A 19,662-nucleotide genomic window follows, 5' to 3' on the forward strand; every position below is an offset into this window, starting at 1 on the left:
GGGCGTGGCCGACACCCCGGCAGCATCGATCAGCCGCGCCCAATCGGCCCGGCTGAAGCCCCGCGCGACGGAGACCGGGCCGTCATGGCAGACCATCGGGTGCATCCGCAGCAGCCGCGTGCCGGCCCAGACGGCGGCCCAGGGGATCGGGTGGCGGTGCAAATCCAGGATCAGCCAGCGGCGGGTGGCATGCGCCGGCAGCCAGCGCAGGAAGCGGACCAGCGTGGCGTCGTCCAAATGGTGAGCGAACAACCCGCAGACCACGACATCGAAGCGACGACCGGGTGGCAGGTCGAACAGATCGGCGGTGATCCAGCGCGCCGGCGTCGCCTGCCGCATGGCATGTGCTTCCGCCCAGGGGCTGCGATCCAGGCCCCACAGATCCAGCGCCACGCCGCTTCGCGCGCCCCAGGCGGCCATGGCGCGCAGCGCATCGCCGCCGCCCGCGCCGACATCCAGCACGGAGAGCGGCTGCCCGGGATGCGCCGCCGCCACCCGGTCCAGGAAGCGCAGCAGCGGCGTGGTGGCGAAGGTCATGCGGTTGATCAGCGCCAGGTCGGCCAGCGCCGCGTCGAAATCCGCCGCCGACTGGCCCGGGTCGTCCATGATCTCGGCGGCGGTGCTGCGCGGCATGGTCAGGCGACCCGGAACCGCATGGCCTCTGCCGAAAGCCCCGGGCCGAAGGCCAGCGCGCAGCCGGGCCCGGGCCGGCCCGCCGCCAGCATCCGCGCCAGCACGAACAGCACGGTGGCGGAGGACATGTTGCCATGCGCATCGAGCACCGCCCGGCTGGTGGCCAGCGCATCCTCCGGCAGGTCCAGCCCATGCGCCACCGCATCCAAAATGGACCGGCCGCCCGGATGCACCGCCCAATGCGCCACATCCGCCACCCCGCGCCCGCCCAGCATGGCCGGCGCTAGGCCCGGCAGGGCATGCGCCAGGGTGAAGGGCACCATGCCGGACAGCGTCATGTCGAAGCCGGCATCACCGATGCGCCAGGTGATCTGGTCCGCCGCCTCGGGAATGACGACGCTGTTGAAGCCCTCCATTTCCAACCCCTCGGGCGCCGCGGAGACCACCGCCGCGGCGCAGCCATCGGCGAACAGCAGGAAGCAGAGAAGCTGTTCCAGCGCCGTCGTGTCCTGCAGATGCAGGGTGCAAAGCTCCAGGCACACCACCAGCACCCGCGCCTTGGGCTCGGACCGCACCATGTGCCAGGCCAGTTTCAGCGCGTTGATCGCCGCCTGGCAGCCCATGAAGCCCACCGTGGTGCGCTCCACATGCAGCGGCAGGCCGAAACGGGCGATGATCTGGCGATCCAGCCCCGGCGCGACGAAGCCGGTGCAGGTGGCGACGATGAGGTGGGTGATCCCGGCGCCGTCGCGTTCCATCCCCAGATCGACCAGCGCCCGTTCGGCGAGCGGCGGCGCCTCCGCCTCCCACCGCGCCATGCGGGCCCGGGTGGTCGGGAAGGCGCCACCCTGGCGGTAGAAGCCGCATAGGGTGCCGGAGCCTTCGGGCTGGGATGGCTCCAGCACCGAATGCCGCGTGGTGATGGCGGCGCGTTCCGCCATGCGGCCGAAGGCGCGCGCATCGCGCCCCAGCGCCTGGGCGGCGGCGAAGGCGCGGAAGGCACCATGGACCTGGTGCCGCGGCACGGCCGCCGCGATACGGTTGATAAAGACTTTGTTCATGGCTTCCAGCTTGGGATGACGCGCGCCACGTCACCAGCACAAGCGCGTCACGGCGGCATCCGTCCAAAGGATTGATGGGGCCTTTCGATCATGCGGGGACGAGCCATGCAGAAAAGCCGGGACAAAGTCGTGGTTTCTTCCGATAAGGGGTGTCTGCGCGGGTCCAGATGCCCATATGGCCCACTCGCCGTCATGGCGGCGCGCCCCCCTTTCGATGGCCTCTCCGCCTGCCGGTGATCCCGGCAGGGGCGGAGATGTGTCATCGGCATCCAAGGGGCAGTGGGTGGTTGAATGGTGAAGAAGTGGCCTTCGGCCGCCTCGGCGGAACGAAGAGGAGCGGATCGACAGATGGACGGCATGTTCGCACGCAAGGCAACGGATCGCGACGAGATGGTTGGCACCGGACCCCAGCCCTACGACCATGCCGGCGCCACCGACATGCCCGGCATGGCGGAGCACGAATCCTTCGACGTCGAGATGGTGGCCGACCCGCTGCCGATGGACGAGATCGAGGATGCGGCGAATTCGCTGCTCGAGGAATTCGGCCTCGGCAACACCGGCAATGATGATCGCGTCGCCCATGGCGATGACGAGGAATCCGGCCCGACCCTGGCAGCCGATGAGCCGCAGGAGGCCGGCGACGGCCAGCCGGCCGGGCGCAACATCTCTGCCGCCGCGGCCGCTGCCGCCAGCCGTTCGGACGACCCCGTCGCGCTGTTCCTGCGCGAAATGGGCGTGGCCGAGCCGCTGACGCGCGAAGCCGAGATCGCCATCGCCCAGCGCATCGAGGCCGGGCGCGACGCGATGCTGGCCGCCCTGTGCGAGAGCCCGACCACCTCCGCCGCGCTGATCCAGTGGCGCGATGCGATCGCGGCCGGCCGCATGCCGCTGCGCGACGTGATCGAGCTGGAGGCGACCGCCGCCGCCAACCTGCCCGAGGAAACGCTGCTGGAGCCCGCGCCGGAAGGCGAGGACGCCGCGGTCGAGACGCCGCACGCGACGATCGATGCCCGGCTGAAGCCCGAGGCGCTGGCCGCCATCGACGCCGCGCTCGAAGGGCTCACCGCGCTCCGCGCTGCTGGCAGCAAGGCCGCGAAGGCCCGGACGGAGGCGGTGGCCCTGGTCACCGGCCTGCGCCTGCGCCCGGCCCGGATCGAGGAACTGATCGAGCGGCTGCGCGATGCCAACCGCGCGCTGATGATGCTGGATGGCCGCGCCCTGCGCCTGGCCGAGGCCGCGCGGATCAGCCGTGGCGACTTCCTGAAGCTGTGGAATGGTGGTGCCGCCGGTGCCGCCGCCCGGCTGGAAGGCGCCGCCAAGCCGGCCGGCCTGAAGGATCTGAAGGCCGGGATGGTCGAGGTGCGCGCGGAACTCGCCCGCATCGAGGAAGCCTGCGGCCTGACCGCCCCGCAGCTCCGCCGCCTGCATGTCGAAGCCGCCAGCGCCGAGCGCGACATGCGCCGGGCGCGGGAGGAGCTGACGCGCGCCAATCTGCGCCTGGTGGTCTATATCGCCCGGAAATACCGCAACCGCGGCCTGATGCTGGGCGACCTGATCCAGGAAGGCAGCCTGGGCCTGATGCGCGCGGTCGAGAAGTTCGATTGGCGCCGTGGCTTCAAATTCGCCACCTACGCCACCTGGTGGATTCGCCAGTCGGTCACGCGCGCCATCGCCGACCAGTCCCGCACCATCCGCGTGCCCGTCCACATGACGGAGACGGTGGGCAAGGTGGTCCGCACCGGCCGCCGCCTGGCGCAGCAGACCGGGCGCGAGCCGACGCCGGAAGAACTGGCGAACCGCCTCGGCATGCCGCTGGAGAAGGTCCGCACGGTCCAAGGCCTGGCCAAGGAGCCGGTGAGCCTCGAAGCCCCGATCGGCGAGGAGGGCGATGCCCGCCTCGGCGACCTGATCGAGGACAAGGACGCGATCCTGCCCTTCGACGCCGCCGCCCGCGCCGGCTTGCGGGACGCTGCCGGCAAGGTGCTGGGCGACCTGACGCCGCGTGAGGAACGCATCCTGCGGATGCGCTTCGGCATCGGCATGAACAGCGAGCACACGCTGGAGGAGGTCGGCCGCACCTTCGGCGTGACCCGCGAGCGTATCCGCCAGATCGAAGCCAAGGCGCTCGGCAAGCTGCGCCAGTCCAGCCAGGGCCGCGCGCTGCGCAGCTTCCTGGAGGCCTGACCCCGCAAGCCCTCCCCCCTACATGGGGGGAGGGTTGGGTGGGGGGCACGCGCCGCGCCCATTTTGCAAGGAGCCACCCGCATGGCCCCCACGATCCCCTTCGACAATTCCTATGCCCGCCTGCCGGACCATTTTTTCGCCCGGCAGCCCGCGGTGCCCGTCGCCGCCCCACGGCTGATCCGGCTGAACACCGCGCTGGCCGACCAGCTCGGCATCGACCCCGCCGCGCTGACCGTGGATGTGCTGGCGGGCAACACCGTGCCGGACGGCGCGGAACCGCTTGCCCAGGCCTATGCCGGCCACCAGTTCGGCCATTTCACCCCCCGCCTCGGCGATGGCCGCGCCATCCTGCTCGGTGAAGTGGTGGATCGTGACGGGCGGCGGCGCGACATCCAGTTCAAGGGCTCCGGCCCCACCCCCTTCTCCCGCCACGCCGATGGCCGCGCCGCGCTCGGCCCGGTGCTGCGCGAATACATCGTCAGCGAGGCGATGGCCGCCTTCGGCGTGCCCACCACCCGGGCGCTGGCCGCGGTCGCGACCGGGGAGGAAGTGTTCCGCGAAACCCTCCTGCCCGGCGCCGTGCTGACGCGGGTCGCCGCCAGCCATATCCGCGTCGGCACCTTCCAGTATTTCGCGGCCCGCGGCGATGCGGCGGCGGTGCATGCGCTGCTCGACCACGCCATCGCCCGGCATGACCCGGCCGCGGCGCAGGCCGATCGTCCGGCGCTTGCCTTCTTCCAGGGCGTGGTGGCTCGGCAGGCATCGCTGATCGCCCGCTGGCTGGGGCTCGGCTTCATCCATGGCGTGATGAACACCGACAACATGACGGTCTCCGGCGAGACGATCGACTACGGCCCCTGCGCCTTCATGGAGGCTTACGACCCCGGCGCGGTGTTCAGTTCGATCGACCATGCAGGCCGCTACGCCTACGCCAACCAGCCGCGCATCGCGCAATGGAATCTGGCGCGGCTGGCGGAGACGCTGCTGCCGCTTTTCGCGGCCGAGGAGGACGCGCAGATCCAGGTGGCGCAGGAGGCCCTGTCCGGCTTCGCGCCGATCTTCCAGGCGGCCTGGCTCGATGTGTTCCGGGCGAAGCTCGGCCTGGCCCGGGTTGAGGAGGACGACGCCACGCTGATCCAGGATCTGCTGTCGCGCATGGCGGCGAACCAGGCGGATTTCACCCTCACCTTCCGCGCCCTGGCGACGGACCCGGCATCGGCGCGGGCGCTGTTCGCGGACCCCGCCGCCTTCGATGGCTGGGCTGAATCCTGGCGGGCGCGGCGGGCGCTGGGTGCCCTGCCCGATTCGGCCATGCGTTTGGCAAGCCCGGCCTTCATCCCGCGCAACCATCTGGTCGAGGAAGCCATCGCCGCCGCCACCACCCGCGATGATTTCGGCCCCTTCGAGACGCTGCTGGAGGTCCTGTCGCGTCCCTTCGAGGACCAGCCGGACCATGCCCGCTACGCCATGCCGGCGCGGCCCGAGGAACGGGTACTGGCCACCTTCTGCGGCACCTGACGCAGCGTCAGGGCAGCACCACGCGCACGGTCCCGGCGCGACCGCGCAGCATGGCCAGATGGTGCAGCAGGGCGCGAAGGGTCATCGCCACGGCCAGCATTTCACCCGCCTCCTCCACCGTCACCATGGCGACGAAGTCCCACCGGAGGCGAGCGGCTTCTTCGCCGATTCTGGCGACCATGGCCTGCTCCGGAAGTTCCAGCCCGATCGCGCAGGCGATGAACAGGACGGCGGCAGCGGCGAGCCACCATTTCGTCGCGGATGGCAGGCGAAGCCAGAAGGGCAGCAGGATCGCGATACACAGCAGGGCCAGCCCGCCGAAGGGGACCACCCAGAAGCCGTAGAGAAGGCCGTCTTCCGGCCTTTGATCACGGAGGTTGCTGAACACCTCATGGATCGCCGTCGCCTCATCCACCGCCATGTACAGCAGCAGGAACGTGATGAACCCCCAGGCGCGCCGGTCGCGGCCACCCTGCCCCACATCCGCCCGGGCCAGCACCACGGCGACGATCGCCGCGAGAAGGAGCATGGCGGCCGAGAAGAACGCGGGAATGCTGGTTTCGCCGTGGAACTGCAGGCGGGAACTCAGCCCCAGCACGTGGTCCCGCCCGGTTGCGATCTGCAGCCAGCTCAAACCCAGATGCAGCAAAACCAGAACAAGAATAGCCAGACAGTGAACGATAAATAAAAACGACGGCCTGATGTGATATATAATCGCACTAGAAGAATGTGATTGTGAAGAAATTTCTCCTTCGCAATGGCTAGACAATTGATCCTTAGTCAATGCTCAGAACTCCGTATTCGCGGCGCGCCGGTGCGGCAATAGGTTTGTTTGCAGTGGTATCTGTGCCCACAACCTTCCGGTCTTCGACAAGTCACATTTGTTCAGCAGATATGTCACAATATCTTGTCGCAAGCTGGGACTGATGTGCGCCGCCCCCGATTGGCGCCCGCTTGCGCAAATCCGGCCTCAATTCAGGAACGGTCGATGGCCGGGAGCGTTGGGAGGCGGCGCGCGGGGGCCGGAAGCGCCTTCATCAGACAAGGGGGCAAGAGGCCGCGCCGGACCAGGTGCCGCAGGTGGAACCGGGCGGCTGATCCACTGCAATGCGTTGAAATCCTGACCTGTCGATCGGGGCGGCTGTCTGGCCGCCGCTTTGCGTGAAATGGGGGCGCCGATGGACATTGCCGACATGCTGTTCCAGGACTGGACCTCGCTGATCCGGGTGGTGCTGGTGGGCAGCCTCGCCTATCCGGCGCTCGTGCTGTTCCTGCGCGTCTCCGGCAAGCGCACTTTGGCCAAGCTGAACGCCTTCGACCTGGTGGTGACGGTGGCGCTGGGCTCCACCCTAGCCACGGTGCTGCTGAACCGCGACGTGACGCTGGCGGAGGGGCTGGTGGCGCTGCTGCTGCTGATCGGGCTGCAGTTCCTGGTGGCGTGGCTGTCTGTCCGTTCCGCCCGCTTCAGCGACCTGGTGAAGTCGGAGCCGACACTGCTGCTGCATCAGGGCCGCCTGCTGGAATCGGCGATGCGCGGGCAAAGGGTGACGCAGGCGGAGATGCTGGCCGCGCTCCGCTCCGGCGGGCTATCCGGGCCGGAGGCGGCCGAATCGGTCGTGCTGGAAACCGATGGGACCATGAGTGTGATGCCGGCGCGGCGCGAGGGCTGACGGCACGCGCTGCCTGCGGCGAACCGCGGGCGCCGCCGCTCGTGACGATCCCTTGACGAGTGGAGGCTGGGGCAGATGGGCACGGTTCGGCTGAGGCAGTGGTGGGCCGATCTGCTCGCTGCCTTCTGGGTGCGCCCGGCGGCGATGGTGGCGGCCGCCATCGCGCTGGCGCAGCTGTTGGTTCTGGCGGAAGGCTGGGTCTGGCTGCCGGATGGGCTGGATGACTGGTTCTATGCCGGGGGTGCCGCCGGGGCGCGGGATGTGCTGGGCGTGCTGGCGGCTGCCACCATCGGCGTGGCCGGCACCACCTTTTCCATCACCGTCGCGGCGCTGACGCTGGCCTCGAACCAGATGGGGCCGCGGCTGCTGCGGAATTTCACCCGCGATCCCGGCAATCAATACGCGCTCGGCGCCCTGGTCGCGACCTTCGCCTATTCCCTCGTGGCGCTGCGGTCGGTGCATGATGCGGATGAAGGCGCCTTCGTGCCGCAACTGGCCGTCTCGGTCGGTTTGCTGATGGGGTTTGCCTGCATCGGGGTGCTGATCTGGTTCCTGCACCATGTCGCGTCCTCCATCAGCGTGGACCGCGTGGTGGCGCTGGTGCAGCAGGATCTGCGCGCAGCGCTGGATCACGCCTGCCGGGACACGTCGGCGGAACCGGCCCAGGCACCGCCCGGCCCGCAATTCGACGCGCCGCTGACCTCGCCGGGCAGCGGCTATCTGCGCGTGCTGGACGATTCGGCGCTGGCCGACTGGGCGGCGGCACATGACGCGGAGCTGCATCTGGAAACCCGGCCGGGCGACTTCGTCTTTCCGGGCAGCGTCATCGGCAGCGTTACGCCCGCGCCACTGCGGGAGGACGCCCGGGCGCAGATCGCCGAGGCGATGGTCCTCGGCCAGGTGCGCAGCGTCGAGCAGGATCTGGAATATGCGGTGCGCCAATTGGTGGAGATTGCGCTGCGTGCCCTTTCACCCGGCATCAACGACCCCTTCACCGCCATCGGCGTGCTGGACCAGCTCGGCGCCGCGCTGACGGGTCTGGCCGGGCGAAGGCTGCCCAGCGGGCGGATATGGCGCGACGGCCGGCTTCGGCTGGTCCGGCCGGCGACGAATTACGAGGGGCTGGCGGATGCCATGTTCCACATGCTGCGGCAGGCCGGTGCGACGCAGCCTGCCGTCATGATCCGGCTGCTGGAAGTGCTGGCCGCGACCGCAAGGGTGGAACAGGACCTGCATCGCCGCGCCACCCTGGCACGCCATGCCGACCTGGCGCGCGACGCGGCGCTGCGGGGCACGAGGGATGAAGCGGCACGCAACGCGATCCTGGCGCGCCGCGCGCTGTTTCCGGGCGGCTGAGGGCCAGCCGCCTCAGGAGGCGGCGCGCGTGCCTGGGCGCAGGGCCAGGGCCAGCCCCAGGGCGAGCACCAGCACGAACAGCAAACCACCCGGCACCCACATCAGCAGCCCGCCCAGCTGCTGATCCTCCAGCGGGGTATAGCCCCAGGGCAGCGTCACATCCGGCGCGTGCACGGCATAAAGCGGCCGCGGCGCGAAGGTGAGCAGCGCGCCGAGCACACCCATCTGGATCGCCGTGGTCAGCGCGCCGACAACCGCCGCCATCGGGCGAGTGGGGGCCAGGCGCAGCAGGGCGGCCCAGAACCAGGTGGCGCTGAAGGCCAGCGAGACATGCATCATCCAATAGGCGATGCCATCCGCCGCGAAGGTGGCGGCATAGGGCCCTGGCGCGTGCCACAGCCACAGCAGCAGGAAGAAGGCCGCAGCCGGCGCCGCCATGCCACCACGCGCCACGGATCGCAGCCGCATCGCGGCCATCGCCAGCAGGGGCGCGGCCCCCAGCACCACCACCAGATGCTGCGTCACACGCACACTGAACAGCGCGACGGACAACGAACACAGCGGGGAGACCAGGGCCATCGCCAGCATGGCCCAGCCGGCCATCGGCCAGACGGCATCCTTCCCATCCCGCCGCACCAGCGCAAGGGTGCCGGCCGCGCCGAGCAGCAGAACCGCGATCAGGACCGGGTGGGTGTTCCACACGGCGCCGCCGGGCAACGGAGGCGGGCCGCAGAACGGAATGGGGTTCATCGGTGGAGCCCTCGCGCGCGTTGGTTACAACGGGAACGAGGTGGCGGGGCTTCAGTTGCAGCGATCCGGCAGCCTAGTTGCGCGCGTGCCCAGCCGGCTCCAGGGCGTCGGCCGCGGCGTACTCGGCACGCGCCACTTTGCGGACTTGCTCCAGCAGGAGATGGCGCCTGGATGACGGCAGCGACCGCCAGATGGCCACCAGTTCGGCCACCTCGGCATTCGGTGCAAGATCGGGCATATCAGTTCCAGCCCCGTGCAGCTTCGACTCCATCGCGAACCTCCAGCATCGACCGGCCGCACGATGGCGCGGCAGTGTTGAGCATCGCTGTTCATTGCATTAAAATTCGAATCGCGCGCCGTCCAGGAAAATTATACCAACGGACAAGAAATTTTATACGCGCTTCTGCAACTTCGGTAGATACCATTGCGCGTTTTTATGGATGCTGCGCGAAATTGACGGCCATGCTTGCGGCCAAGGCTGATGGCCGCGCGACCGAACAGGCCGCGGCGATGTCGTCGCCACCGCAGATCCAGCAAGCCACGGCCATCGAGAGGCCGGTGCGTCCATGCCTCGGCATTCGGGCAGGTGGCACCGGCAATGCGCATCGTGGAACGGGCAGCCCTTGGCGATCACGTGAACCCAATTTCCCATCGGCGCCTCGGCGGCCGGTGGCATGGCCGAACCGCCGGCATCGACCTGGCACAGCGTCCTCCGCTCCTGTGGCGCCAGATCCCCGCAGCCGGATCACATCGCAACGACGGTGCGGTTTTCATCGCGCGACGATGTTAGCCTTGCGGCAGCGCTGCTCATGCTTCTTGCGATATCCCATGCCCAGCCTCGTTGCTTGCATGACCAGCGCACCAGTTTCTTGAACCGCCGGGAGGAGATGCGCGATGATGGGATCCAGTCTCGCGGAGTTCGAACCGCTACTCCCGGCAGAGCAGGAAATGATCGCCTCCCTTCGCAGCGGAGACTTCGACCGGCTCGGCAGCGAGGCTGCGGGATCACTGCCGGAGGTGGACGATGCGACGCGGGCGGTTCGCGCCGAGCTCCTGCGCTTCCTGCTGCTCGGCGGTGAGGCGGAAGCGCGCCCTCATGAGAAGGGTATCCGGGTCCAGGGCGCATGGGTCACCGGCACCCTCGATCTGGAAGGCTGCCGTATCCCCCGTGATATCGGACTGAAGAAGTGCCGGTTCGACGCCGCGCCAATCCTGCGCTCCGCGATACTCGACAGCGTGTTTCTGGACGGCTCGATCATGCCGGGCCTGCACGCCGACCGGATCGAGGCGCGCGGAACGATCTCATTGCGCGGCGCCATCATCACCGGAGGCGTGATGGTGGAGGGCGGCCGCATCGGTGGCAATCTTGATTGCAACGGCATCGTCATCGATGCCGCAGGCAAGCATGCCGTCCACGCCGAAGACCTCGACGCCAGCAACATCCTCTTTCGCGGCGCTGTCATCACCGGCAGCATCCGCTTGTCCGGAGCCCGCCTCTCGGGCGATGTCGATGCCTTCAACCTTCGTGTCACCAGCGACGAGAAGCCGGCCATCGATGCCGGCGCGGTTGAGACACGCGGCAATGTCGTGCTGCATTCCGCGCGCGTCGAGGGGACGCTGCGCCTCGTCAGTGCCAGGATCGGCAGCGACCTCATCTTGCAGAACGCCAGCCTGAGCAATCCTGGAAAGGTGGCCCTGGAACTCAACAACGCCGCGATCGTCGGCGTCCTGATGCTGAATGGCAGGGCCAAGGTATCCGGCGTGCTCGATCTGACGGGTGCGACCATCGGCACGATCCACGACACGATCGCCGCCTGGCCGCAGGCGGGCGATCTCCTGCTCAATCGCTGCCAGTACCAGGCCATCGTCGAAGGTCCCGTGGACGCTCGGACGCGGATCGGCTGGCTGGCGCTACAGGAGCCCGAGCGATGGGGCGAGGATTTCTGGCCGCAGCCCTACGAGCAGCTGGCCAAGGTCTTCCGCGAACTCGGTCATGACGAGGATGCCCGGCGCGTTCTCATCGCCAAGGAGCGATTGCAGCGCAGCGCCCGGCGCAAACGAGCCCCGAACCGCGTCTGGCGCTTCCTGCTCGGGGTTACCGACGGGGTCCTGGCGGTTACCTTGCTGTACGGGCGCCAGCCCCTGCTCATTTTCGCCTGGCTGTTCTTCTTCTGGCTGGCCGGTGCTGCTGCGTTCCAGCATGCCGAACGCATCCAGGTGATGATGCCAAACAGCCCCGTGGTACTGCGCTCGCTGGAATGGACCCTGTGCGGGCTTGGTCGCGACGAGTCTCGCTTTCTCATCACCGCACGCCAGGACATGAACGGGTTGGCGGCTGCGGGGCAGGCACAGCTCGACTGCTTCAAGAGCCAGTTTGAGGCCTCGGGATATCCCGCCTTCAATCCGTGGATGTTCTCGCTGGAAACGCTGTTTCCCGTTCTCGAGGTCGGACAGAAGGCATATTGGCGGCCCAACGCGTCACACATCGGCGGCGGACCGGTGATGGTCTTTTTCTATTTTCAGTCGCTGATCGGCTGGGCACTCAGCCTGCTCGCCGTTGCCGGTTTCTCCGGCCTCGTGAAGTCGCGCTGAACAGGCCACGGGCGCCGGTAACGCAGATCCGCAGGCCGCCCTGGCTCCTGCCACGGCGGCAGCCGCGTGCCGAGCACCGTCCCGGGAGAGCACCCCGGATATTTCCGAGGAGTATCCCGTTGGTTGCCCCGGGTCCGGCTCAGCGCTGCGTGCGGCCCGCCTCGACCCCCTGTTCGAAGGCACGGTCACGCGCACGCACGTGGCGGTCATAGACGAAGCCACCGCCGGCGCCGAGCCCGGCGCCGATCGCCGCGCCAAGCCCCGCATTGCCGGAGAAGGAACCGACAAGCGCACCCGCGCCGGCACCGGCCAGGCCGCCTGTCATGACGCGCTGCGTGCCCGGTTCAAGGTCGGCGCAAGCCGTAAGGCCCATGAGGGCGGCGCCGCTCAGCGCCAGGGAGAATTTGCGGATCATCGTGCGGTCCTTCGGGAGGCGGGTTGCGGGACCGCAGGCGCCGGACAGGGAAAGGCGGCGGCGGCCCACCGCATCACGCCATCGATCGCGCGTTCCCCGGCGTGCTGCGGATTGGCGCGCGCCCAGGTGACGAAGGCGATCTGCGCCTGCTCCACCGTCGGCGTCGCCTCGCCCAGGCAGAAGATGGGCGTAAGGCCGCCGCGCGCGGTGCTGGCCTCATGGTACTGCCCGGCACCGACGAGGAAGCCGCGACAATAGGCGACGGCCGCCGCATCCGATGATGCGCAGAGTTCGGTCAGCGGGCCGGTTTCCACCGACCCTGTCTGCGCTGCGGCCATCCCCACAACGGCGGAGGCCAGCAGCATTCCTGCAGTCAGGCTTTTCATCAAGGCCAGGTCTCCCGTGCCCCGACGCTTGCCGTCGGCGGCGTGCCCACACTTCGCCGCATCAGGGCGCCGCGCGCATCGGCGGCATGTCGCGTGACTTTGCGCGGCGTCCCTGCCGCCGGGCTCAGAAGCGAACCGCGAGGCTGAGCGAGCCGAATTGCGAACCCTCACGCTGGGTCTCGAATTCCTTGCTGCGCATCGTGTAGGTGAAGGTGAGGCGCGCGCGTGGGAACAGCACCGCGAAGCCCAGGCTGGCATCACCGACCAGCGTCTCGCGCCCCACGCTGCGGCTGTCGCGCCAGGTGTTGCCATCCAGCGTGATGTCACGTGCAACGGCCCGCCCTTCGACGGCCGCGAAACCGTACCAGCCCCAGCGCTCATTCGGCTGGTAGAACACCGATCCGGCCGAGACAGGCCGGGCGCGCGGCGGCCCGAAATCCGCCTCCAGTTCGGTGCCGACGCGCAGCATCAGCCCCGCAGCCGCATAGGTCTGCACGTTGCCGAGGCTCGCCGCGAGGCTCGGCACAAAACCATACTGCAGCCCGCCCTCGCCCAGCGGATGGTTGAGCCGCCACTGCCGGTTCAGCACCAGGTTCAGGCCAGGCTCATCCTTGATCTGCGCGTCCCAGCCGAGGGCCCGCTCGATGTTGAAAAGATCGTGCGTGTTGTTCTGCACCTGCTCGCCCAGCGCGGCGGGCCCGACGACGCCAAGTTGCAGCTCGAGGCTGCCGAATTCGCGCGGTGTGTAGGAGATCAGCGTCACCGCGCCGTAGAGCCACCCGGCATAGGGCCGGTCGTTCGGATCGGGGTTGCGCTCCAGCGTGTTCTCCGGCGTGAACTTCTTCTGGCCGAACGCCAGGCCCCAGCGGGCGATGCCGCCAGTGGGAAACAGTGGCGAGGGCCGGTCCGTAAGCTGCGCAAGCCAATCCGGCGGATTGTAGGAAGGCGAGCCCCAGGCAAACAGAAATCCGTTCGTGTAGAAGCGATCCCGACCCGAGAAGGTGTCGTTCTCGAGCAGGAAAACATAGGTGCCTGCCGGGTCGGCCGGGCGCACCAGCTGCGTCTGGGCGGCGGCCGGCAGTGCCACCAGCGCAGCGGCGATGCAGATCGGGGCAAGGGCAATGCGCGGCATCGTTCAGAAGCGCCAGACAAGGGGAACGATGAAGACGCCAACGATGAAGAACCAGATCATCATCGGCAGGCCGAACTTCCAGTACTCGCCGAAGGCATAGCCGCCCGGCCGCATGACCATCAGGTTGGTCGGCGTGGCGATGGGCGTCAGGAAGGCGGCCGCGGCGGCCACGGCAATCGTCATCAACACCGGCAAGGGGGAGACATCCATCGCGCTCGCGGCCGCAACGCCAACCGGGATGATGATCAGCGCGGTGGCCGTGTTGCTGATCAGCTGGCCCAGGACCGCGGTCAGGATGAACAGCCCCGCAAGCAGGATGGTTGGGCTGCCGCCGGCGGCCATGCTCACCAGCCCATCCGCCATCATCTCCGCGGCCCCGGTCTGCACCATGGCCGTCGACAGCGGCATCATGGCCGCGACCAGGATCACCGTGGTCCAGTCGATCGCGCGATAGCACTGCTCCACATTCAGGATGCGCAGCAGAACCAGCGCGAAGCTGCCCAGCATGCCGGCGACTGCCGCGGGCAGCAGACCGGTTGCAAGGAAAAATACCATCACCGCGAGCACGCCGATCGCACCCCACGCCCCGGCGCCGAGCGGCACCGCCTGCCGGCGGACCAGTTCCGGCGAATTCACCACCAGCACCTGCGGATCCGCGAGTCGGACGTCGAGCGCCTTCCAGCTGCCCTGCAGCAGCATCGTATCGCCCGCCTGAAGCGTCACCGGCTCCACCCCGGCATCCACGCCGCCACGCTGGATGGCGATGACGACAAGGTCGCCACTTTCCGTGACCATGCCCTGGAAGGCGGTCTGGCCGATCATCTCCGATCGGGGCGGGATCATCACCTCGGCCAGGCCGGAGTTCCGGTTGAACAGGCTGTCGCGCAGCTCAACGTCACTGTTCTCGAGGCGGAAGGCGAGGTGATGGGATGCTGCAAGCCGCGCCGCCTCCTCGCCATCACCGGAGACGAGCAGGAAATCGCCCTCCGCCATCGTCTCCCGCCGCAGGCGCTCGCCGCTCTCGCCATCATGGATCGCGACCAGGCGAAGACCCTCCCAGGACGCAACGTCCAGGGCCGAAGGCGACTGCCCGACAAGGGGCGAGGTGGCGCGCAGGCGCAGGCGGAACAGGCCCTTCTGCAGGCCATACTGCTCGACCAGTGTGGTCGCGTGGCGGCCGAAATCCACACTCATCGTCTCACCGGAGCGGTGCGGCAGAAGCTTTTCGCCAAACAGCACAGTGATCGCCATCGTGCCGAGCAGCAGCGGGATGCCGACGATGGTGAATTCGAAGAAGCCGATGGCACGCATCCCCGCATCGGCCGCCGCCTCGCTCACCAATACGTTCACGGGAGTGCCGGTCAACGCGAGCATCGAACCGGCATGGGCCGAGAAGACCAGCGGCATCAGCAGCTGCGAAGGTTTGCGCCGCAGGCGCAGCGCCATCACCATCACCACCGGAAGCAGCGCCGCCACCGCGCCGTTCACGCTGATCAACGCTGTCAGCAGTGCGACCAGCAGGGCAATCAGCACCAGCAGCCGGGTCCGGCTTTCCTCGCCGGCGCCGCGGATCAGCATCTGTCCGGCCCAGGCGGTGACGCCGGTGCGGTCCAGCGCGGCGCTGATGACGAACAGCGTGGCGATGAACATCACCGCCGGATCGCCGAAGCCGGACAGGGCCTGGTTCAGCGTGACCAGCCCGGTCGCATAGAGCGCGAGCCCGACGCCCATGGCCACGACGATGACCGGAATGCGGTTCCAGACGAAGAGGATGATGGCCGCCAGGATGATGGCCGCCATGACTGTGATGTCACTCATCGTCTACAGGCCCCAGGGCAGGCCGAGGAGGTACCAAGCCGCCAGCAGCATGGTCCAGACAACCGAGATGGAAATGACATAGGGCAGCATCAGCGCGATCACCGTGCCGACCCCGGCATCCTTCTGGTATCTGATCGCGAAGGTCACGATCATGGCGAAGTAGGCATTGAGCGGCGTGATGGAATTCATCGGGCTGTCACCGACGCGATAGGCCGCCAGCACCGTCTCCGGCGCGACGCCAAGCTGCATCAGCAGTGGCACGAAGACCGGCGCGAAGATCGCCCATTTCGCGATCGCCGCCGTGATGATGAGGTCGATTCCGAACACGGCGATGACGAAGCCGATCAACAACACAACCGTCGGCATATTGAGCCCGCCAAGGAACTCCGCGAGCGACACGGCGGCCAGCGTCGCCATGTTCGAGTAGTTGAAGATCGCGATGAACTGGCTGATCACGAGCAGCAGCAGGATCAACCCGGCAAGCGCGCCGATGGATTTCTGAATTGCGGCAATGGCCTCCGCCGCGCTGCGCATCGTGCCCGCCGCACGGCCATAGGCGATGCCGCAGACCAGGAAGATCAGCGCGATGGAGACGATCAGGCTGCCCATGAAGGGCGAGGCACCGATGATCGCGCCGGTATCCGGGTTGCGCAGCGGTGCGCCGGGCGGCAGCACCAGCAATCCGATGAAGACCATCACGCCCACAAAGCCAAGCCCCGCGGCGCGCAGGCCCTTGTACTCATCGTCCGACAGCACGTTCTCGCCCGGCACATGGTAGTCGCCCGTATAGGCCCCAAGCCGTGGCTCGATCACCCGCTCCGTGACCAGCGCGATCAGCACCGTCAGCATGACGACCGACGCGATCGAGAACCAGACATTTGCGGCCAGGTCGATCGAGACATTCGGGTTCACCAGGCGCGCGGCATCGTTGGTGATCTCCGTCAGGATGCCGTCGACGGGGACGATCAGCACATTCACCATGAAGGCGGATGCGACGGCGGCGAAGCCCATGGCGAGGCCGGCCAGCGGGTGCCGCCCGACGCTGAGGAAGGCTGCTGCGGCAAGCGGGATCAGCACCAGGTATCCGGCATCGGCAGCGATGGAGGAAACGATGCCGACGAAGACCAGGATGTAGGTCAGCGCCCTCGGCGGGGCGACCACCACCAGCTTGCGGATCAACGCCTTCACCAGGCCGGCTTCCTCCGCGACGCCGACGCCGACCATCGCAACGATGATGACGCCGACCGCGTTGAATCCCATGAAGTTCGGCACCACCCCCGTGAACATGAAGCGCAGCCCGTCGACGGTCAGCAGGCTGCGCGCCACCGTCGTCGCCGTCTCGATGTTGCCTGTTGCCGGATTATAGGCCTGGTAGGTGACGCGCGCGCCGAACGCCGCCAGCAACGCGGACAGGACCACAACGAAGACGATCAGGTAGACGAAGATCATCACCGGATGCGGCACGCGGTTGCCGATGCGCTCAACAGTGTCGAGCAGGCGCTGCATGAAGGTCTTTTCCTCGAGCGTCACCGGCGGCGGATGGATCGCGCTCATGACGACAATGCTCCCAGGATGCGCGCCCAGGAGCGGATGCCCTTCTGGAAGCTGACAAGGTTGTATTTTTCGTTCGGGCTGTGGATACGGTCATCCTCCAGCCCGAAGCCTGCCAGCACGACATCCATGCCGAGCGACGTCTTCAGCATATGCGTCACCGGAATGGAGCCGCCCGAGCCGATGAACACGGCAGGCTTGCCCCATTCGTCGCTCAGCGCCTTGCGCGCCTTGGCAAAGGCTGGATCGGTGTCCGGGAAGCGGATTGCGCGACCGGAACCATGCTCGATGAATTCCGCGCGGCAATCAGCCGGCAGGCGGGCGCGGACATGGGCGCGGAAGGCCTCGCGGATCCTGTGCGGGTCCTGGTCGAAAACCAGTCGGAAGGAGATCTTGGCGGAGGCCTCGGCGGGGATGACGGTCTTGAAGCCTTCGCCCTGGTAGCCACCACCCATGCCGTTGATCTCGCAGGAGGGGCGCGACCAGACCATCTCCAGCGCGTCGCGGCCCTTTTCGCCAGCCGGGATGGAAAGGCCGATGACGCCCAGGAACTTCTCGGCGGTGAAGCCGAGCGTGCCCCATTGCTCACGCAGCTGCTCGGGCAGTTCCGGCACGCCGTCGTAGAAACCAGGCAGCGTGACACGGCCCTGATCATCGTAGAGGTCTGCTAGGATCTTCGCGAGGATGCGATTCGGATTGGCCGCAGCCATGCCGTAGAATCCGGAGTGCAGGTCCCGGTCGGCAGCGTGGATGATCACCTCCTCGCCGCACAGGCCGCGCAGCATGGTGACGATCGCCGGCGTTGCCGGGTCCCACATGTTGGTATCGCAGATCAGCCCGATATCGGCCTTGAGTTCGGCCTGGTTGGCATCGAGGAAGCCCGGCAGATTGACGCCACCGGATTCCTCCTCTCCCTCCAGCAGGATCGTCACCTTGATGGGCAGCTTTCCCGTCACCGCCCTCCAGGCGCGGCAGGCCTCGACGAAGGCCATCAGCTGCCCCTTGTCATCTGCGCTGCCGCGGCCGCGGATCACCTTCGTGCCGTCCGGCATGGTTTCGATCACCGGGTCGAAGGGGTCGCGGTCCCATAGTTCCAGCGGGTCCACCGGCTGCACGTCGTAGTGGCCGTAGAACAGCGCCGAGGGCCCGCTGGCATTGCGGTCATGCGCGACGACGATCGGGTGGCCGGGGGTCGGCCTCGCAGATGCCTCGAAACCGATCGAGCGCAGATCCTGCGCGTGCCATTCCGCATTCGCGGCGCACTCGCCCGCGAAGGCAGGGTCCGTGGAAATCGATTTGATGCGCAGCACGGCGAACAGTCGTTCCAGGGCGCCGTCCATGTCCCGCTCAATGTGCGCCAGCACTTCGTCGAGTTCGTTCATGGGAATCCTGCCTCCCGTTATGGCGGTCGGCGCGCATGTCGCGGCACCAGGCCCTGCCAGTGTGGACACGTTAGAGATGGGCGACGCACGCTCCCACCGCGGCGCGTCCCGCCTCTGTGCCGTCCGTCCGCTGCGCCTTAGCCTCGGCGCTCATGCCGCACCGCGTTCGGCTTCCGCGCCAGCAAGTGCGGTGCGCAGCATGTCTTCCTTCGTCTCGTCGAAGGAGCTGCTCATGATGCGGCCACCCATGCCCTGCAGGCCCGCCATGACGCGGTCCGCCGTCATCTTCCGCACAAGCAGGAACAGCGCGGCTTCACCCGACTCCAGCGTCTGCGCCACCTCCTTCATGAAGGTGTCGTTGATGCCGACGTCGCTCAGGCGGCCGGCCACCGCACCGGTTGCCGCGCCAAGCGCCGCGCCGGCCAGCGGGTTGAGGAACAGCAGGCCGATCAGTGATCCCCAGAGCGCGCCGCTCGCCGCGCCCGCCGCCGTCGGCTGCAGGATCTGGTTGAGCTTGATGCCGCCATCGGGGCGCCGCAGGGCGACGGCGGCGTCGCCGACCGCAATCAGGTATTCACGCTGCATGGCCAGGATGCGCGACCGCGCCTCCTCCGCCTGCGCTTCGGTCGGAAAGGCGATGACCAGCAGGTCTGCCATGTGAAGTGCTCCAATCGATAAGATGCTTGCGAAGGGAGCCGCGGCGCGGTGAGAGGGGGGCACGCCGCGCCGCGGACGGGTCCTACTCGACGACCGTGAGGTTCGCCGGGTTGAACCGCGCTGTGCGCAGCGCGCCGTCGGGCGTCCGGTAGACGACCGTGGACTTCAGGAAGTCCACCGCGACCACCTCGGTCGCCGGCAGGCGGAGCTGCAAATTGTTCAGCATGATGGTCTCCATCACGCCACGCGGTGTATTGCTGCCGGTGGCACGGCGCTCGACCTCGGCCCGCACATCCGCATTCAGGTAGCCCAACTCGGCACGCTCGAATTCGCGCGCCGGTTGGGCCACCGCGGCTGCGGCCAGTCCAATGCCGAGTGCGGCACCGAGTGCGAGGCGGCGCGCCGCGCGCATTCTGTTCAGGGACATCATCTGCACTCCCACGGACCCGATCGGACCCCGAGTGGCCCGCACCGCGAACGCTACCAAGCCGTATGGCGCAAGGGATGGGCGCTGCGTCCCCGCGCTGAGCATCGCATTCCTCGGCGCGTCACGAAGC

At 68.0% G+C, this 19,662-nt stretch carries 18 protein-coding genes; 5 read left to right on the forward strand and 13 right to left on the reverse strand.

The features are described 5' to 3' along the window. Positions 1-633 (reverse strand): methyltransferase domain-containing protein (locus tag Q8S40_RS21710; RefSeq protein WP_305672070.1); only part of this gene is annotated, 633 nt, incomplete at its 3' end. A 2-nt stretch (positions 634-635) separates the two neighbouring features. Then, complete coding sequence (locus Q8S40_RS21715) at positions 636-1,694, reverse strand: type III polyketide synthase (protein WP_305672071.1); 1,059 nt, start codon at positions 1,692-1,694, stop codon at positions 636-638. Between the two features lie 357 nt (positions 1,695-2,051). Here Q8S40_RS21715 and rpoD point away from each other — a divergent pair, with 357 nt between their 5' ends. Both rpoD and Q8S40_RS21725 read left to right on the forward strand, forming a co-directional pair. After that, positions 2,052-3,878 carry an RNA polymerase sigma factor RpoD gene (gene rpoD / locus Q8S40_RS21720; protein ID WP_305672072.1) on the forward strand — a complete coding sequence of 609 codons (1,827 nt, stop codon included), beginning with the start codon at positions 2,052-2,054 and terminating at the stop codon, positions 3,876-3,878. A gap of 81 nt (positions 3,879-3,959) precedes the next feature. Continuing rightward, positions 3,960-5,396, forward strand: coding sequence for a YdiU family protein (locus tag Q8S40_RS21725; RefSeq protein ID WP_305672073.1), 1,437 nt, complete (start codon positions 3,960-3,962; stop codon positions 5,394-5,396). A gap of 7 nt (positions 5,397-5,403) precedes the next feature. Here the strand turns inward: Q8S40_RS21725 and Q8S40_RS21730 are convergent, their stop codons facing one another. Beyond that, positions 5,404-6,180, reverse strand: coding sequence for a hypothetical protein (locus tag Q8S40_RS21730; protein WP_305672074.1), 777 nt, complete (start codon positions 6,178-6,180; stop codon positions 5,404-5,406). A gap of 394 nt (positions 6,181-6,574) precedes the next feature. Here Q8S40_RS21730 and Q8S40_RS21735 point away from each other — a divergent pair, with 394 nt between their 5' ends. Then, the gene (locus tag Q8S40_RS21735; protein WP_305672075.1) at positions 6,575-7,066 is read left to right on the forward strand and encodes a DUF421 domain-containing protein; all 492 of its coding nucleotides are present in this window, start codon (positions 6,575-6,577) and stop codon (positions 7,064-7,066) included. A gap of 75 nt (positions 7,067-7,141) precedes the next feature. Further along, on the forward strand, positions 7,142-8,422 hold the full coding sequence (locus tag Q8S40_RS21740; RefSeq protein WP_305672076.1) for a DUF2254 domain-containing protein: 1,281 nt from the start codon (positions 7,142-7,144) through the stop codon (positions 8,420-8,422). 12 nt (positions 8,423-8,434) lie between these two features. Here the strand turns inward: Q8S40_RS21740 and Q8S40_RS21745 are convergent, their stop codons facing one another. Further along, complete coding sequence (locus Q8S40_RS21745; protein WP_304815305.1) at positions 8,435-9,172, reverse strand: cytochrome c oxidase assembly protein; 738 nt, start codon at positions 9,170-9,172, stop codon at positions 8,435-8,437. A gap of 73 nt (positions 9,173-9,245) precedes the next feature. Beyond that, positions 9,246-9,443 carry a hypothetical protein gene (locus tag Q8S40_RS21750; protein ID WP_305672077.1) on the reverse strand — a complete coding sequence of 66 codons (198 nt, stop codon included), beginning with the start codon at positions 9,441-9,443 and terminating at the stop codon, positions 9,246-9,248. Positions 9,444-10,066: 623 nt separating this feature from the next. Between Q8S40_RS21750 and Q8S40_RS21755 the strand changes: the two genes are divergently transcribed. After that, positions 10,067-11,764 (forward strand): hypothetical protein, encoded by a 1,698-nt coding sequence (locus Q8S40_RS21755; protein WP_305672078.1) that lies wholly within the window; start codon positions 10,067-10,069, stop codon positions 11,762-11,764. Between the two features lie 139 nt (positions 11,765-11,903). Here Q8S40_RS21755 and Q8S40_RS21760 read toward each other — a convergent pair whose 3' ends face one another. The 8 genes from Q8S40_RS21760 to Q8S40_RS21795 all read right to left on the reverse strand — a co-directional run bounded on the left by Q8S40_RS21760 (position 11,904) and on the right by Q8S40_RS21795 (position 19,532). After that, positions 11,904-12,179, reverse strand: coding sequence for a glycine zipper domain-containing protein (locus Q8S40_RS21760; protein WP_305672079.1), 276 nt, complete (start codon positions 12,177-12,179; stop codon positions 11,904-11,906). Continuing rightward, on the reverse strand, positions 12,176-12,565 hold the full coding sequence (locus Q8S40_RS21765) for a Rap1a/Tai family immunity protein (RefSeq protein ID WP_305672080.1): 390 nt from the start codon (positions 12,563-12,565) through the stop codon (positions 12,176-12,178). The genes Q8S40_RS21760 and Q8S40_RS21765 overlap by 4 nt, the downstream gene beginning before the upstream one ends. A 124-nt stretch (positions 12,566-12,689) precedes the next feature. After that, complete coding sequence (locus Q8S40_RS21770; RefSeq protein ID WP_305672081.1) at positions 12,690-13,697, reverse strand: lipid A deacylase LpxR family protein; 1,008 nt, start codon at positions 13,695-13,697, stop codon at positions 12,690-12,692. A gap of 3 nt (positions 13,698-13,700) precedes the next feature. Continuing rightward, positions 13,701-15,515 (reverse strand): SLC13 family permease, encoded by a 1,815-nt coding sequence (locus Q8S40_RS21775; protein WP_305672082.1) that lies wholly within the window; start codon positions 15,513-15,515, stop codon positions 13,701-13,703. Between the two features lie 3 nt (positions 15,516-15,518). Continuing rightward, complete coding sequence (locus Q8S40_RS21780; RefSeq protein ID WP_304815294.1) at positions 15,519-17,069, reverse strand: AbgT family transporter; 1,551 nt, start codon at positions 17,067-17,069, stop codon at positions 15,519-15,521. Further along, complete coding sequence (locus Q8S40_RS21785) at positions 17,066-18,448, reverse strand: M20/M25/M40 family metallo-hydrolase (protein WP_304815293.1); 1,383 nt, start codon at positions 18,446-18,448, stop codon at positions 17,066-17,068. The genes Q8S40_RS21780 and Q8S40_RS21785 overlap by 4 nt, the downstream gene beginning before the upstream one ends. 150 nt (positions 18,449-18,598) lie before the next feature. After that, positions 18,599-19,105 (reverse strand): DUF1269 domain-containing protein, encoded by a 507-nt coding sequence (locus tag Q8S40_RS21790; protein ID WP_304815291.1) that lies wholly within the window; start codon positions 19,103-19,105, stop codon positions 18,599-18,601. Positions 19,106-19,187: 82 nt separating this feature from the next. Further along, complete coding sequence (locus Q8S40_RS21795; protein ID WP_304815289.1) at positions 19,188-19,532, reverse strand: hypothetical protein; 345 nt, start codon at positions 19,530-19,532, stop codon at positions 19,188-19,190. Positions 19,533-19,662: the final 130 nt, after the last annotated feature.

The organism is Falsiroseomonas sp. (assembly GCF_030695085.1).
Taxonomy (GTDB): Bacteria; Pseudomonadota; Alphaproteobacteria; order Acetobacterales; family Acetobacteraceae; genus Falsiroseomonas.